Origin of the sequence: Paenibacillus sp. FSL R5-0475 (assembly GCF_038004585.1) — a bacterium.
Lineage (GTDB): Bacteria > Bacillota > Bacilli > Paenibacillales > Paenibacillaceae > Paenibacillus_AQ.
Genome location: NZ_JBBORK010000001.1, coordinates 5,745,937 through 5,762,508 on the forward strand (window position 1 = coordinate 5,745,937; position 16,572 = coordinate 5,762,508).

At 44.0% G+C, this 16,572-nt stretch carries 12 protein-coding genes and 1 tRNA gene; 7 read left to right on the forward strand and 6 right to left on the reverse strand.

Features of this window, described 5'->3' with window-relative positions; genetic code table 11:
• Positions 1 to 35 precede the first annotated feature (35 nt).
• From MKX41_RS25810 to MKX41_RS25825, 4 genes are all read left to right on the forward strand, one after another.
• The gene (locus tag MKX41_RS25810) at positions 36 to 413 is read left to right on the forward strand and encodes a hypothetical protein (RefSeq protein WP_339799725.1); all 378 of its coding nucleotides are present in this window, start codon (positions 36 to 38) and stop codon (positions 411 to 413) included.
• Between the two features lie 263 nt (positions 414 to 676).
• Positions 677 to 4,996 (forward strand): bifunctional 2',3'-cyclic-nucleotide 2'-phosphodiesterase/3'-nucleotidase, encoded by a 4,320-nt coding sequence (locus MKX41_RS25815; protein ID WP_340973717.1) that lies wholly within the window; start codon positions 677 to 679, stop codon positions 4,994 to 4,996.
• 138 nt (positions 4,997 to 5,134) lie between these two features.
• Positions 5,135 to 5,218: transfer RNA gene (locus tag MKX41_RS25820), tRNA-Leu, on the forward strand.
• A gap of 120 nt (positions 5,219 to 5,338) precedes the next feature.
• A complete protein-coding gene (locus MKX41_RS25825; protein ID WP_042184093.1) occupies positions 5,339 to 6,733 on the forward strand; it encodes an MATE family efflux transporter in 1,395 nt (464 codons plus the stop codon).
• Positions 6,734 to 6,787: 54 nt separating this feature from the next.
• On the opposite strand, the gene MKX41_RS25830 is transcribed toward MKX41_RS25825, so the two are convergent.
• The 4 genes from MKX41_RS25830 to MKX41_RS25845 form a co-directional block, all read right to left on the reverse strand.
• The gene (locus tag MKX41_RS25830; RefSeq protein WP_340973719.1) at positions 6,788 to 7,291 is read right to left on the reverse strand and encodes a hypothetical protein; all 504 of its coding nucleotides are present in this window, start codon (positions 7,289 to 7,291) and stop codon (positions 6,788 to 6,790) included.
• Position 7,292: 1 nt separating this feature from the next.
• Positions 7,293 to 8,129 carry an FAD-dependent oxidoreductase gene (locus MKX41_RS25835; protein ID WP_340973721.1) on the reverse strand — a complete coding sequence of 279 codons (837 nt, stop codon included), beginning with the start codon at positions 8,127 to 8,129 and terminating at the stop codon, positions 7,293 to 7,295.
• A gap of 234 nt (positions 8,130 to 8,363) precedes the next feature.
• Positions 8,364 to 9,731, reverse strand: coding sequence for a sensor histidine kinase (locus MKX41_RS25840; protein ID WP_340973722.1), 1,368 nt, complete (start codon positions 9,729 to 9,731; stop codon positions 8,364 to 8,366).
• Positions 9,709 to 10,449 carry a response regulator transcription factor gene (locus MKX41_RS25845; protein ID WP_339244313.1) on the reverse strand — a complete coding sequence of 247 codons (741 nt, stop codon included), beginning with the start codon at positions 10,447 to 10,449 and terminating at the stop codon, positions 9,709 to 9,711. The genes MKX41_RS25840 and MKX41_RS25845 overlap by 23 nt, the downstream gene beginning before the upstream one ends.
• A 158-nt stretch (positions 10,450 to 10,607) precedes the next feature.
• Here MKX41_RS25845 and MKX41_RS25850 point away from each other — a divergent pair, with 158 nt between their 5' ends.
• On the forward strand, positions 10,608 to 11,270 hold the full coding sequence (locus MKX41_RS25850) for a hypothetical protein (protein ID WP_340973724.1): 663 nt from the start codon (positions 10,608 to 10,610) through the stop codon (positions 11,268 to 11,270).
• Positions 11,271 to 11,364: 94 nt separating this feature from the next.
• Here the strand turns inward: MKX41_RS25850 and MKX41_RS25855 are convergent, their stop codons facing one another.
• Positions 11,365 to 12,303: a DMT family transporter gene (locus MKX41_RS25855; RefSeq protein ID WP_042184104.1), complete on the reverse strand. Its 939-nt coding sequence runs from the start codon at positions 12,301 to 12,303 to the stop codon at positions 11,365 to 11,367.
• A 140-nt stretch (positions 12,304 to 12,443) separates the two neighbouring features.
• On the opposite strand from MKX41_RS25855, the gene MKX41_RS25860 reads away from it, so the two are divergent.
• Together MKX41_RS25860 and MKX41_RS25865 are read left to right on the forward strand one after the other, a co-directional pair.
• The gene (locus tag MKX41_RS25860; RefSeq protein WP_339271447.1) at positions 12,444 to 13,787 is read left to right on the forward strand and encodes an aminotransferase-like domain-containing protein; all 1,344 of its coding nucleotides are present in this window, start codon (positions 12,444 to 12,446) and stop codon (positions 13,785 to 13,787) included.
• A gap of 230 nt (positions 13,788 to 14,017) precedes the next feature.
• The gene (locus MKX41_RS25865) at positions 14,018 to 15,496 is read left to right on the forward strand and encodes an alpha/beta hydrolase (protein ID WP_340973725.1); all 1,479 of its coding nucleotides are present in this window, start codon (positions 14,018 to 14,020) and stop codon (positions 15,494 to 15,496) included.
• Here the strand turns inward: MKX41_RS25865 and MKX41_RS25870 are convergent.
• Positions 15,478 to 16,452 carry a MerR family transcriptional regulator gene (locus MKX41_RS25870; RefSeq protein WP_262495650.1) on the reverse strand — a complete coding sequence of 325 codons (975 nt, stop codon included), beginning with the start codon at positions 16,450 to 16,452 and terminating at the stop codon, positions 15,478 to 15,480. The genes MKX41_RS25865 and MKX41_RS25870 overlap by 19 nt on opposite strands.
• Between the last annotated feature and the right edge of the window lie 120 nt (positions 16,453 to 16,572).

The following is a 16,572-nucleotide window of genomic DNA, read 5'->3' on the forward strand; positions in this document are numbered from 1 at the left end:
AGATTCGAATACCAATTAGTGAAGGAGGTGGAAGGATGTTATCTGCATGGATTGGGAGTATTACTTTTGCGGGAGCGGCGATTCTTTACATATTACTGTCTTTAGGATTACCTTATGGTGAATTTGCAATGGGGGGCAATCATAGAATCATGCCCTCACAGATGAGGATTGCGTGTGCGATCTCAGTTGTTATACAACTGATTGCAATCTTGTACTTGTTGCAGGCAGGCAACGTGATTTCTATTGGATTACCTTTTGATAGAGGCGTATGTTACTTTTTTACAGTCTATCTAATTCTCAATACCGTAATGAATATATTATCGAAGAGTAAAAAAGAAAGACTTGTGATGACACCTTTGTCTTTAATCACGGCAATTTGCTTTGGGTTTACTGCCATCATGAGTGGGTCTTGAGAGAGTTATTATCAGATAAAGATTCGACGTGTTTTGATCTTATGTATGCGCTTTCTTAGGACACATCTGTATAAGGTGTGTTTTTTTGTATGTCTAGAGACTCTTGATCTAATAAAATAACAATGTGACCTAGGTCTTTCTTCACACGTTAATATATTTGACACGAATTTATATTAATTTTACAATCCTATACTTTTTCGTCATGTTTGTGTGATATAATATCACCGAAATTATGTAAAAATTACTAGGGGGAATAAATCTTTATGGGATGGAAGACACGATGGAACAAGCCTCTCGCTTCTGTACTAGCAACTGCAGTGCTTTCAGCACAGGTACTAGGTGGAGTCGTTTTGGGTACGGTTTGGAGTCCGGACAAAGTAGCTGCTGCACCTGCTTCTGGAGCCAAGGTTGAGCTCCGTTTGATGAGCACAACGGATGTGCACACTAATGTGTATGGTTGGGATTATTTTAAGGGTGCACCATCTGTAACCGTCGGTCTTGACCGCACAGCAACTCTGGTGAAACAAGCGAGAGGTGAACAACCGAACAACCTCCTTCTTGATAATGGGGATTTGATCCAAGGAACCCCTCTTGGTACGTACGTGGCGAAGAAATCGGAACTGAAAGATCCGAATGAGATTCATCCGATGATTGCGGCTATGAATGCTATGGGATATAACGCTGCGACTTTTGGAAATCATGAATTCAATTATGGATTGCAATTTTTAGATCGTACTATAAATGGTAGCGTTGGTAATAAGTCGACTACCGGTGCCAATTTTGATTATGTGAATGCGAACATATATAAACCAGATGGCACTAATGCCTTTACTCCTTATGTTATTCTTAATAAAAAAGTAAAAGATAGTAATGGTCAAGAACAAACAATTAAAGTCGGTCTGATCGGTCTGGTCACTCCACAGATTATGGAGTGGGACAAGGTTAATCTGGAGGGCAAAGTCACCGTAGAAGATATTGCCGCAACGGCTGCGAAGTTTGTTCCTCAAATGCAAGATGAGGGAGCAGATGTCATTGTCGCTATGGCCCATACTGGGTTTGACGTCAATGCTGTTATAGGTGATGGTTCGGAGAATGATATTAATGCCTTGAGCAAGGTTCCGGGCATTGATGCGATCACGTTCTCACATACCCATAAAGTATTCCCAACGGGAAATGACAGTACACTGGATGCTTCGTTCATAGACCCGGAAACTAAACAGCCTTATGCGAATGAAAAAGCTAAGATCGATAATGTGAATGGTCACATTAACGGTACGCCTGCTGTACAAGCTGGCTATGGCGGTGCTTATCTAGGTCTAATTGATCTGGATATTGTATACGGTAGTAACGGCTGGGATGTAGATAAGCAAAGCTCGAAAGCTTTAGCTCGTTCTATCTATAAGACAGAGGATAAAGTAAACATTCCAACGGTCGAGCCTGATCCGGCTGTAGATGCTGCTGTTGCGGCAGCGCATAACGCTACAATTGCTTATACTGAACAGAAGCTGGGTGTTACAACAGCTCCGATGAACAGCTATTTTGCAATGGTTCAGGATGATCCTACAGTTCAGCTCGTGACGTATGCACAGAAGTGGTATGTTCAGAAGTATATTGATGTCAATGTTCCTCAATATAAGGACCTTCCAATTCTGAGTGTTGGTGCTCCTTTTAAAGCAGGACGTAACGGTCCGGAAGAATACACTAGTATTGATAAAGGGAACTTGACTATTCGTAGCGCAAGCGACCTCTATCTATACGACAACACGCTTAAAGCAATCAAGGTTAATGGTTCTGTTGTAAAGGAATGGCTGGAAATGAGTGCAGGTGCATTTAACCGCATCAAACTTGGAATCTCGACTCCGCAGCCTCTGTTGAACCCGAAATTCCAAGTCTTTAACTTTGATGTCATCGATGGGATTCAATATAAAATTGATGTAACAAAAAACGCGAAGTACAATCCGGATGGCTCCATTAATGATGCTTCGTCGAGTCGTGTGACGGAAGTGACTTACAATGATCAGCCTTTAGATCTTGATCAGGATTTCATTGTTGTCACTAACAATTACCGTGCAAGCGGTGGCGGTAACTTCCCGGGTGTTAAAGGATCAGAGTTGGTAGTGGACTCTCAAGATGAGAATCGTCAGGTCTTGATGGACTATATCAGTGAAGCTGGAACGATTGATCCTACTGCTGATGGCAACTGGTCCTTGGCACCTATTAAGGGTAGTGTGAAAGTAACGTTCACTACAACGCCTAAAGCAGCAAGTGTACTTCCGGCGAACATATCCGATACGCGTCAGCAAAATGATAAAGGCTTCGGAATTTTCGAACTGGATCTAAGTGTGAAAACTCCTGCGCCAACTGCAGATGTTGAAGTTCACCTTATTGGAATTAATGACTTCCATGGTCAACTAGACACAGTTTCTACAGTGAGCAATAAGTCTGTAGGCACAGCAGCTTACCTCGCGACTTACTTGAAACAGGCTCGTGCAAAGTACGAGAACTCCTTGCTCTTCCATAACGGTGACTCCGTAGGAGCATCGGCACCTGTATCCTCGCTTGAACGCGATGAGCCGACTCATGCTTGGATGAATATGATGAAATTTGATGTAGGTTCCTTGGGTAACCATGAGTTCGACCAAGGTGTTGATGCGCTAATGACACAGCTTTATGGTGGTGCTGATCCAAAGAACAAAAAAATTATCCATGCTGGATCTGATTTTGATTATGTGAATGCCAATGCAGTGTATGCCAAAAACGGCGAACCCATTATCAATCCTTATGTAATCAAAGAAGTCGGTGGTGTGAAGATCGGGTTTATAGGTCTTGTAACCAAATCTACACCAAGTAAAGTTGCACCTTCCGGTACAGTTGGGGTACAGTTCCTCTCGGCGGATAAAGAAGTAGCGGCTGTTGAGAGATATGCCAAAGAGCTGCAAGAGAAGGGCGTAGAAACAATCATCGTGCTTGCACATGATCCGGCAACAACTAAAGACGGTGTAACTACAGGTGAAGCGGCTGATCTGGCCAATGCGCTTCCTGCGGACTCCCCAGTTGACGTTATCGTTGCTGGTGATAACCATGCACTGGCAAACGGAACGGTAAACGGCAAGTTGATTGTACAGGCGTACTCTTACGGTACAGCATTTGAAGATATCAAATTGGTCATTGACCATAAAACAGGAGATGTGAAGAGTAAGTCTGCTGTGGTAACTTCCACCTTCCATGATGGTGTAACACCAGATCCGGAAAGTGTGGCACTGGTAAATGCTTACCTTGAGAAGCATCCTGAACTTACCCAACCAGTGGGTACAACTGATGGAACCGTAACTCGTACTGATGCTTATACCAAAGAAGCTGCCCTTGGTAACCTAATTGCTGATTCTATGCGTGCTGCTGATTTTGGTGATGGCGCAAAGGCTGCTGATTTTGCCTTTATGAATCCGGGTGGTATCCGTGCGGATCTTCCGAAGGGTGATGTAACCTTTGGCGATTTGGCTAAAGTTCAGCCGTTCGGCAACACACTTGTGAAGCTGACACTAACTGGAGATCAGATCAAAACGTTGCTTCAGCAGCAATGGGGCGTGAAAGCTGACAAATCACCAGATATCAAAACACTGCAAATTTCTGGACTGAAATATACAGCGAATATGTATCTTCCAGTAGAGGATCGCGTAGCCAATCTTACGCTGACTAACGGAACACCAATTAATCCTAAGCAGGAATATACGGCAGTCGTGAATAACTTTATGGCTGCTGGTGGGGATAACTACAAGGTTCTGACTGAAGGTAAGAATTCATTGGCTGGTCCGATTGATTTGGATGTATTCTACGATTACATTGTGAAGACGTTTGATCGCAAAGAGATCAAGGCAGCCATTGAAGGTCGTATTACGAACAAAGAGAAGGCTGATACGGGATCGGGCAGTGGCGATGGAAGTTCTAATGTTGTAACTCCAACACCTACTCCAACCGTGAAACCATCAGCAACGCCAGCTCCATCGGCTACTCCAGCACCAACTACTGCTCCAGCAGCAAGCTTCAAAGATCTGGGTAAGGTAGCTTGGGCGCAAGAAGCTATTCAAGCATTGGCTGCTAAGGGCATTATAAAAGGATTGGATGCAAATACTTTTGCGCCAACTAAAACAGTGACTAGAGCAGAATTTATTACAATGCTGGTACGCGCACTGAATCTGACGGGTTCGGCAACAACCAGTTCATTCAGCGATGTTAAGCAAGGAGTTTGGTACACGGATTCTATCGCCCTTGCGGTGAAGGCCGGACTTGTACAAGGCTCTGGAAATGGTAAATTCGAACCGGGTCGTGAAGTGACTCGTGAAGAAATGGCTATTATGATTGCTAATGCATTGAAAGATAAACTACAGCCGATTGATAAGAATGCAGCGCTGGGCAAGTTTGCAGACAAGTCCAGTATTGCTCCTTACGCACAGGACGCTATAGCACAACTGACCCAATTGGGGATTGTTAACGGTGTTGAGGGTGGTAAATTTGCACCTAAGGGCATAGCTAACCGCGCTCAAGCGGCAGTCATTATCTACCGTATGCTTGAACAAGCTTCATAATCCGATAGTTCTTCTAAAAAGTGTATCGATGATCCCTAATAGGGACTCGGTACACTTTTTCTTTTTACATTAGGTATTGCCCTTTGCGCTAATATATGATAATTTAGTTCTGCACTGCATGATTCTTTTATATTTTGTGCGGTCGTGGCGGAATTGGCAGACGCGCACGGTTCAGGTCCGTGTGGGTTAATCCCCGTGGAGGTTCGAGTCCTCTCGACCGCATACCTAAGTGCTTATAAATTAGCTGTACTTTTGAATTGCTCTTCAACCTGAAGAGCCTTTTTCTATTTATAAGGATATTTCAGATTTGGATAACTCTAATGTAAAAGAAGTGAAGCGAAGATGGAACCTAATGTAAATGTCAATACGAAGCGAAGTGTGAGGTTTCTTGAAAAATATTTTTCAGGAGAATCGTTAGATTATCGCCATATGATTGCTTTATTTATCCCTATTCTGGTAGATCAAGCCTTTATAGTGGGGCTAAATCTAGTGAATACGGCTATGATCAGTTCGTCCGGTGTGGCAGCTATCAGTGCGGTGAACATGATTGATTCTCTTAATCTTTTTCTCATTAGTGTGTTTATCGCGGTATCAACAGGTGGTACGGTTGTCGTAGCGCAGTATAAAGGAAGCGGTAATAGTCTTATGGTATCAAAAGCTACCGCAGGCGCCACTTCATCGGTTTCCCTTATGGCTTTTGTTATTGGTATGTTTGGTATTCTTTTTCATAATCCGCTGTTGAACTTACTATTTGGAGCAGCTTCACCCGAGGTAATGCACAACGCCCGAATCTATTTGATTGGGAGCTGTATCTCCTATCTTGGTATAGCTGTGGTAGAGGCGGTGTGTGGTGCTCTTCGGGGAATCGGAAGGACGAGAGCCTCGCTTGCGCTATCGCTCATTATGAATTTAGTTTACGTCCTCTTGAATCTCGTATTTATTAACCTTTTGCATATGGGCGTTCTAGGAATGACCATTTCTATAAATATAGCTCGATATTTGGGCGCGATATGCGCTCTGTATTATCTGTTCCGGATGGACAATGAACTGCATATTCGAATTCGTGACTTACTGGTGGTTCAATTCTCCATGCTCAAAAAAATAATGTTCATCGGTATGCCGTTTGCGGCGGAGCAGATGTTCTTTAATGGTGGTAAGATTCTGACGCAAGTCTTTATCGTCAGTCTCGGTACTTACGCGCTTGCTACAAATGCTATCGCCTCTTCCTTTGCGGGGATTATGCAAATTCCGGGTAATGCGTTGTCTTTGACGATTATTACAGTGGTCGGACAATGTATGGGAAGCAATAATGTTAAGGATGCTCGGAAATTTATTAAATCGTTTCTCGTAGCATCTTCCCTTTCCTTTGTGGTGATGGGATTGTTAGTTATGCCTTTCTTCCATCCGCTAGTGTCGATGTTTCATCCACCTGCGGAGATTGTGAGGGATATTTTCATAATTGTACTTATCAATACAATCGTACAAATACCGTTGTGGTCTGTTAGTTTCATAACACCGTCAGCGCTTAGAGCGGCGGGTGATTCCAAGTTCACATCCATGGTGTCTATGTTAAGTATGTGGTTGTTCCGTGTAGTACTCGGATACATCTTAGGTATTGTTCTCGATTTCGGTCTACTTGGGGTTTGGTTAGCTATGAACTGTGAGTGGGGAATAAGAGGATTCATATTTCTACGGCGCTTCATGGGTAAGAAGTGGGTTCAGCATCGTGTTATATAGTAAAAGTAAAAGACACCCCGTGTGGGTGTCTTTTTGTTTGCCATGCATGTAGTATTATTCTTTGATCTGTGAGAACAAATCATTCAAAGCTTCACTCATTGTAGGGTGAGTAAAGATATGATCTCTCAAAAAGGTAAAATCTTGCCCTGTTTGTATTGCCATGCTCACGATATTAATCACTTCGCTAGATTCCGCACAGAACAATGTAGCTCCTAGGATTTTATTGGTTTTTGCATCCACAATTGCTTTTAGGAAGCCCTCGGTTTCGTTAATTAAGCGAGCACGTGGAATAGCTGCTGCAGGCAACTTAGCGACTTTAATTTCAAGTCCTTGTTCGACGGCTGCTTCTTCACTTATTCCTACTCTGGATAGCGGGGGATCAATAAATACACTGTATGGAACAACGTCACGGTCATTTGTGGTATGGGAATGATCGCCGAAGAGATCATTTCGTACAATTCTATAATCATCTAATGAGATGTAGGTAAACTGTAATCCGCCTTTGACATCTCCGAGGGCCCATATATGGGGAACGGTGGTTTTTAGGGAAGGGTCCACCTTAATAGCACCCCGATCTGTAACTTCTACACCGGCTGCTTCTAAAATTTAATCCCTCAATGTTTGGTTTTCTACCTGTCGCAACCAGAACAGCATCGACTTTCAATTCTTGAATAGCACCATCTATCGAAAAGGAGATAACTGCTCCATCTTTAACATCCTTCAGTCCTATAACCTTTGCATTCAGTTTGACCTCAATGTTCTTCTTGGTAAAGGTTTGGAGGATGGCGTCCGCGACATCGCGGTCTTCTTTAGGAATGAATTTCGAGGAACCCTCCAGCACCGTAACCTGTGAGCCGAATTGACTGTAGATCGACGCGAATTCCAATCCAATATAACCACCACCAATGATGGCTAGTTTAGTTGGGAGCTCCTTAAGATCCATAATGGATGTGCTGGTATATACGAACTTACTATCTTGTATCCCATCAATAGTAGGAATGATGGTTTCAGCGCCCGTATTAATGAAGATTTTATCGGCGGTTAAGATTTTCGTCTCACCGGCATCCTTTACTTGGACTTCGTGATCCGATAAGAAGGAAGCTTCACCATTGATAACTTCTATATCCTCGTTCTGATTTAGATTATCGTAATTTTTTTGGCGTAGACTTGAAATAAGTTGATCCTTATTATGGACCGCTTCTATATAATCTTCCCCTTGATGGGCTTGATAAGCTAAGGATTTCGTAGGGATACAGGCGATGTTAATGCAAGTTCCACCGTACATTTTCTTAGAGCGTTCAATCACGGCTACTTTCCATTTTCGATTAGCTAGTTCTGTGGCAAGGGTCTTTCCGCCTTTACCGAAACCAATAATAATAGCGTCGAACTTGTTCATTTTAATACCTCCGGGTCACACAGGATATTTTAGTTTATGCATTTATTATTACCCTAAATCCGAAGGCCATTAAACGAACGATAAAGAGATTTGAAGACGAAAAAGAGATCTCCTCTAAAGGAAATCTCTTGATGGTCAATATAGCTACCTTGGCGCCTTCTTTAACAATGAAAGAACTGAGTTCGAGGTACTCAGGAGGATCGCTTTTTGGTGTTCCGCTCGACATAAAACTGTCTAGGTAGGGGAGAGTGTAGGGAATCCCATGGTGATCACTGCACCGCCATCCTTACGGTTCCCTGCCGAAATCAGACCTCCGGAGCGCTCAACGATCGCACGGGATATGGCTAGTCCTAGCCCTGATTCGCCATCTTTTCCTTTTACAAATCGGTGGAACAGGTATGGAAGCAGATCTTCTGATATGCCAGGGCCATCATCACTAACGGAGAGCAGAACCTGACCATCTTTAACCGAAGCATGAATGTAGATATGCTGGTTGGCATAACGAGTTGCATTGGAAACTACATTAAGCAGCGCCTGTAATAGCTTATCTCTATCGGCCCGGATCGTAAGTGGCTCGCAGTCATCGTAGGATACATGTAGGGTCAGTCCCTTTTTCATCAAAAGGGGGTTCATGCGTTCAATTGTTTCTACGACTAAATCGTCCAGAGAAAGCTCGCTAGTTCTAAATATATCCTCCTCACTATCCAGCTTCGCAAGCAGGGTCATTTCAGTAACGAGCTTCTTCAGACGACTACTCTCACTCATAATAATATCCAGACCTTTATCGATCCCTTCCCCCTCGAAGATACCATCCTTAATCCCTTCAGCATACCCAGAGATAGACATTAGTGGGGTCTTTAATTCGTGTGAGGCATTCTGGAAAAATTGCTTCTGTACGTGGTTAAAACGATTCAATTCGCCAGCCATGTCATATACCGACTTAGCGACAGCGCCAATCTCTCCGCCAGCTTTGATTAGCTTAACATCCGAAAAGTGGCGTTCCTTTACCTTTTTCAGCTCTTGCTGCAGCTTCATTAGAGGTTGGATTAGCTTTTTCGTGATAAACAGGCCAAATAGGAGCATGAATGCCCCTGCTGCACCGAAAACGATTAGAAGTCTTTTGAGCAGAGCTTGTTCAATTGTTGTAACTGTGCTCATAGGTGTAAGCAGAGTTAGCGTGCCTATCGGGGTGGACTTCACTTCCGTTATATATCTTGCATCTGTTCCATTCCATATGTTCTGGAGATCCGAGGTTTGACCTGCGACAAACTGCGTATTGGAGTTTACCGCGATTGAACTCATGTTCGATGAGGTGGACAATACTTTTCCTGTCTCATCGCTAAGAATGGCCTCGACGCCTGCAGTACCAACAGTAGAAGGCATGATCACGGGTAACGCATGGAGTTCAGTCCCCATGTCGCCCTTGTACGTGCTTCCCTCAATCATAGTGGCTGACATGGCAGAGCTAATGGTTCGCAATTCTGCCTTTTGTGTACCGACAAAATGATTGAGCAGTACAAAGTGGATCACGACAGCGGTAATAGACAGGAGCAGTACCAATACGATGCTAAAGGCTATATTAATCTGATGTGCTAGCTTCATTGATCTCCATTCCCTCCTCAATACGCATACGATAGCCATGTCCCCAAACGGCTTCAATCGGCAGCAGGTCTAGTTTTTTCCGCATTCGTTTAATTAAATGGTCCACGGCGCGGTCGCTCCCGAAATAGTCATCTCCCCAAACATAGGTTAACAGCTCATCTCTTGTAAATGCGCGGTTTGGAGAAGCTGCAAAAACTTTTAGAAGGGTGAATTCTTTGCTGGTAAGTTCAATCTCATTTCCGTGCCAGAACACACGTCTTTCCTCCAATAATAACTGTAGGTGGCTAACTTCAATTTGCGTCGATGGGTGTGGGGTACTAATTGCGGGTTCCACGGGATTACTCATTTTATACCAGCGTTGTAACTGGCGTTTAATGCGAGCAACTAGCTCCCGGGGGCTAAATGGCTTGACCAGATAATCATCACTGCCAAGCTCTAAGCCTAATATTTTATCCACTTCATTATCTCTTGCAGAGATCATAATAATCGGTACCTCGGCTTCATTGCGAATCCGCCGACAAAACTCGTACCCGTCCATGCCAGGCAACATTACGTCGAGCACCCACATATCGGGTGGGCTTGTCTGCCATAAGGTCCATGCTTCCTCAGCGCTGCCAAGGCCGATCGTGCGGTAATTTTCTTTTTGTAAATAGGCTTCTACAAGATTACGTATATGCTGATCATCGTCTACTACGGCAATGAGATAGTTGGTATTCATTTCGTTACCTCCAGAGTATTCTTCTGCAATTATATCAATCCATAGGTGGGTATAGGGGTCTGCCATCGTTTTTCCACAAATTAACCAATGTTATGCCACACCCATTTTGTAAGCTTGGACTTGTAAGATCATTCAAATCGACGAGGAGTGTTGTATTTATGAATCAACAGATGATATTTAAAAAGTTAGCGTTGTCCGCCCTACTAGTGTCCGCAGTTGCCGCACCGACTGCAGTGAACGCAGCTAGTGGAGCAAACGATCAAAGTGCGAAGACAACAGCAGCAGCCGTGGTTACTCCAGCAAATAGTGGATCACTTTCTGCAAGCTTAATAAGCTTTGATTGGGTAGATCCCCTGGAACTGGCTAAAACATACGCACCTAATACCCTGGAAGACTGGAAGAAGACCTTGGATCAATATTATAAGGCTGCTGGATTTAGCATTACCGCAGTTTCTGAGCTTGTACCTTCTGAGCAGGCGGAGGGAGTTAAATTATCGAAAGAGATTGGATCAGCTGAAGCTCTGCCCGTGAGTTACATTGAAGCGGGTCGCAGCGTTGATATCCAATTACCTGAAGCTCAGAAGATGGAGAGTGTTGTCTCTACTTCAATTAAAGGTGTAGCGGCAATTGCGGCTGTAGAAGCGACTGGAGCTACGATTTCAATTCAAGAACTTAGTGAGGCTGATAAAGCCTTCTTCAAAGCCCAAGAGGATCTGAATAGCGCGGCTAAAACCAAAGATTCCACTGTGATTAAGGAAGCTTTAACTAAACTATTGGATCAATATAAAGAGAAAATCAAGGCGTTAGAAACGTCGAAGTAACAGTGATAACCGCAGCTTGATACAGAATAGAGAGAATGAAAAGGTAAAAGCAAAAAGACACCTCGAGGGGTGTCTTTTTGTTACGTAAATGTATCTAGTCCAACCCAATCTCGCTTTTTGCTTGAACCCTTGCTCTTTTCCGCCAATTCACTCCGATCACCCCGGCAATGATCATCACCGTGCCGGTCCAATGATACCATTCCAGCTGTTCATTCAGTAGGAGTACACCACCAAGAATAGAGACAACTGTCGAAAGACTGCCGAAGATACTCACGCGTGAAGCCTCCATTCGGGATAAAGCATAGTTGGAGAGGAAGGAGGTCACGAGGGAAGATAGCACACCGAGATAAATCATGGAGAATATGAACTTTGGCTCCTGAAAAGGTGTGAAATATTGATTCAAGGTTCCTGCCGAACCATGTTTAATGATCGACAATCCATTAAAAAATATAAATCCAAATAAAGTAATCATATAAGTGAGCTCTTTAGGACTCCAAGTTCGTGTCAGCTTTCGGGCCGCAACATTATAGCCGGCAAGGGATAGCGCTGAGATAAGGATGAGTAAGACGCCCCACAGACTAGAGGAAGAAATACTCACGCCCGGAATGGCAAAGATAAGAATGATGCCTGCAACCGAGATTAAGGTGGAGATCTTCTGGAATCCGCTTGTAGTTTCTTTCAAGAACATCGCTGCTAAAATGATGGTAAAGATGGGCATGGTCGCCTGAATAATACCCGCTACAGCAGATGTTGTATGCAGAAGTCCAAAGGCTTGAAGTGTAAAGTACAACGATGGGTATAGTAGAGCAAGTGGGATTACCACTGCTGCCTTGGAAATACCAAACTTCACCCGCCCCCATCCTGGAAAAGTAAATAATGAAGCGGCAAGGAAAGATAACGTGAAGCGGTGAGCTAACGTATCGAATGGGTCCGAGACGGTTAAAGCCATTTTTACAAATATAAAAGAAAACCCGACAATAATAGCATTCAAGACAGCAGCTACTATCGCTTTTTGAGTAGAAGATGTATTCATCTATAAGACCTCCAAAGTGTTGCGCGCATTTAGGACCGGTCCTGTTATGCTCTTTATTCTAAGGCTAGAACAGCTATGCTACAATGTAATTATTGTTCATCTGTACCGGTACAAAATAGACTCGGAGGTAGGTGAAGGGCATATATAAGTATTCGGAGTTAATCAACGATCTGGAATTACAAATCGCTGAAGATACATATCGTGAGGGCGACAAGTTACCTTCTATTCGAGAGCTAGCGCTACGTTATGATTGCAATAAGAGCACGGTTATTCGAGCACTCCAAGACCTTCAGGACAAACATCTAATCTATGCCGCGTCAAAGAGTGGATATTATGTCATGAAACGCAGTGGGGAGCGAAAAGAAGAGGGGGCGCACTGGATTGATTTTACAGCATCTGCACCGGACCCGGATATTTTTCCGTATCTAGATTTTCAACATTGTATTAATAAGGCGATCGATATGTACCGTAAGGATTTGTTTATCTATGGAACGCCGCAAGGGCTGCCGTCTCTGATCCGTGAAATGCAGCGGCAACTGGCCTCTTATCAGGTATTTGCTGATTCCAAACAGATTTTTATCACCTCTGGTGTGCAGCAAGCACTTGGACTCTTAACCCGTATTCCTTTTCCAAATAGCAGGGAGCGTGTGTTGATTGAACAGCCGAGTTACCCACTGTTTATGGAGTATTTGAAGACGTACGACATCGAGACAGAGGGGATACAGCGTTCGGATGACGGGGTGGACTTGAATGAATTAGAGCGGTTATTTAAGACGGGCCAGTTCAAGTTCTTCTATACCGTTCCACGGTTTCATAATCCGCTTGGCGTTTCCTATACCCGCAACCAGAAGAAGGCGATTGCCCAGCTTGCAGCTAAATACGATGTGTATATCGTTGAGGATGACTACATGGCAGATCTGGAGCAGGATACGAAGCAAGATCCGATTTATGCCTATGACAATACATCACACGTTATCTATTTAAAAAGCTTCTCCAAGATTATATTCCCAGGTCTGCGCGTTGGTGTGGCTGTACTTCCTGAGGTGCTCTGTGAGTCCTTTAACCGATTCAAAAGACTGATGGATATAGATAGTTCTATGCTGTCACAAGCTGCCTTGGAGTTGTATTTAAAAAGTGGAATGTTCGAGCGCCACCGAAAAAAGATGCGTTCCTGCTACGGAAAAAGATCCATGCTCCTCCATGATTCGATTATGAGGGAGGCAAATGCAGCATCTGAAGAGCATTATTCCTATGTTCCTGCCAGTCAGCTAGGTGTGCATACGTATCTGAAATTGGAGGATAACTTTAGAGCAGAGCAGATGATCAAACGGCTGCAAAAAAAGTTCATTCGAGTGGAGATGGCGGATAGCGGTTACCTTCCCTATTTTGCGAAAAAAGAGAGAATTCTAAAGCTCAATGTATCTAGTGTAAAAGAGCCTGATATTTCTTCTGGCATTGCACAGGTGATTCGAGAAATACGCTGAAGTAGCATCTTATGAATGTTCTATCTTAATAAGATCCATCAGTTGAGAGGCGACCTCCAAGCTGTTATCTTCCCCTCAATTATGCCCCAATCCTCATTTCTCGTAACCCATAGTTTTTCTCTATCCTCCATTCAGTGAATTAAATAGGTGTTTGATTCTCCTCTAACAGGAGGTTTTATACTTGGTTCAGGTCGGCGGCCAGAAGAGAAATCCAAGGAGGATTATAGATTATGAGATGGATTGAGATCATGCTTGTCTTATTTAATGTATGGATGTTGGGTGGGTTAATGCTAGGACGCCCTAAATCACAACGCGGGTGGCTGATAGGCGGCGGAATTTCTGCTGTTTTACTGCTTGTCCACGCTTTCGTGGAAGGATTGCGGTGGCCGATGATCCCAATGTATCTGGTCACACTATGGGCGATTGTAGGAGGGGTAAGACCTTTCTTACGATCCACAGCAAGGATAGAAAGAAAGTCGCGACAGCGCTGGAAGACACTAATTATTGGAGGAGTTGGAGTGGTTTATGCTGCTGTGTCCATTGCGCTGCCGCTCCTATTCCCTGTATTTTCTTTTGCGGAGCCCACAGGTCCTTACAAGATAGGAACCATTACCTACCATTGGACCGATTCTGCAAGAGAAGAAAAATTTACGAAAACATCCGGTGATTCCCGCGAATTAGCGGTGCAAATCTGGTATCCGGCAAGTTCGGAGGCTACTGGAAAAAAGGCGCCCTATTTATCTGATCCTGCTCCTTATATAGAGGGATTGCATGAATTTTTGCACCTGCCGGAGTTTTTATTCTCAGGGTTTAAGCTGGTCAACACCCATGCTATTGCGAATGCCGGATTAGCGGATACAGAATCTAAATATCCTGTGCTTCTATTTTCGCATGGATTTATGGGCTACAAGAATCAGAACATGTTTCAAGTCGAGCAATTGGCAAGTCACGGCTATATTGTCGTAGGGATTGAACATGCTTATAGCAGCGTGGCTTCGGTATTTCCAGATAAGCCTGTGGTGAAGTTTGATTCAGAAGGAAAAATGGGCTATGAGCAAATGAAGTATTCTTTTATGGATCGGCGTAATGAAGTTTGGGTAGAAGATGCGAAGTTTGTGCTTGATCGAATGGAGGCCTTGTCTGCGAACGACCCTAGTGGTCTGTTTACTGACCGGATCGATCTTGAACATATGGGCATGTTCGGGCATTCCTTTGGGGGAGCCACGACGGTGCAAATGCTGCTGGATGATCAGAGAATACAAGCAGGCATCGATATGGATGGGGTACTTTACGGTGAAAAGCGGATTCCTACAGACGGCCTAAAGAAGCCTTTTCTGCTCATGAGTGCCGATGACACATTAAAAGGAGTAGACCAAACCACTGATGCAGAAATCACCGCGCTTGGGACGAACAGAGAAGAAATTACAGCCTACTATAATGAGCTGTTTGCCCGTTATGAGCCGGTAACCGCAGGTGGAAACTATTGGATGACATTCAAAAAAAGCACTCATATGAGCTTCTCCGATCTATATCTGCTCACCCCGTTGTTTAAATGGATGGAGGGTGTGGATGTGAGCGGAACGCATGAGCTGATTAATGAGTACACGCTTGATTTTTTTGACCATTATTTAAAAGGGCAGCCCTTGCAATATTTGAACATCAACCTGGGAGACCATCCGAAGTTCACACTTCAACAAGGCGCAGAGTGAGAGTTCTCCTGCCCGAGTTTCCATTGTAATCCTTGCATCAGCAAGGTATTTCCTTCTACAATAACATCCCATTTGGGATTGAGAAGCAAGCACAGTTTATTAAAGCGTTCTATCCGTTCGGTAGGAGCAGTGTGCATGCATTGAGCATATTGACGGAAAAAGGCAGCTTTATCGCGGAACTGCTCTGGATCTGCATACAGCATCACAAAATCTTCAACAATAGCCTGTACAACAGCGCTGTCTGCTGATAATTTGTGTTGCAGGGCTGCTTCCACCCGGACTCGGATACTCTCCAGCGTTCTGATCCAGGACGCAGCGGGAACACGAGGGTGTCTGACCATATTGAGGAAGGGCAGTTCGAATCGGACAAGCTCCTCCATGTATTGCGCATCATTCATTAGCGCTTGCAGCTCATTCCAAGCTACGGTTTGCCCAGCTGTCACTTTGACTTCATTGATAATATATTTATTGAACAAATATAAAAAAGTATTCTGCCATTCGGATGGCAATTGGCTGAACGGTTGCATTTCTTCTATTTTGCTGGAGATGAACTCGTTTCGTTTAGCGGTATTCATGGACAAGGAGTCAGCCAGCTCATTCATGTAATCCATGGAATTGCCTGATGAATCATGCGCTTGGGCTTGGCGCAGAATCGAAATCATATTAGTCAGCGTATTAACCTGCGTCTCCAGTGCTTCGATTTGCCAGTTGAGTGCTGTATTGAGCTGAATCTCTCCAGCGATGACTTGGCGGATCTCGTCAATGCCAAAGTCCAAATAACGCAGTGTTGTGATCAGCCGCAGGCGGGAAATATCTTCGGGAGTATATAACCGGTGTCCACCTTCGCTGTGACTCGATGGTTTCAAAAGATCAATGTCGTCATAATAACGGATGGTTTTAATGGTTGTGCCCAGCAGCTTAGCCACCTCGCCGATGGTTTTGGTATCTTTACGCAAGAAATCACCCCTTCTGATGGAATAATACGATGTTGCAATTGATTGTACCGAAAGGAACAACAGCTTTCAATTAGAGCTTACATTTGGATGATAGTAGAGCAAACTGGGATTACGGCGTTT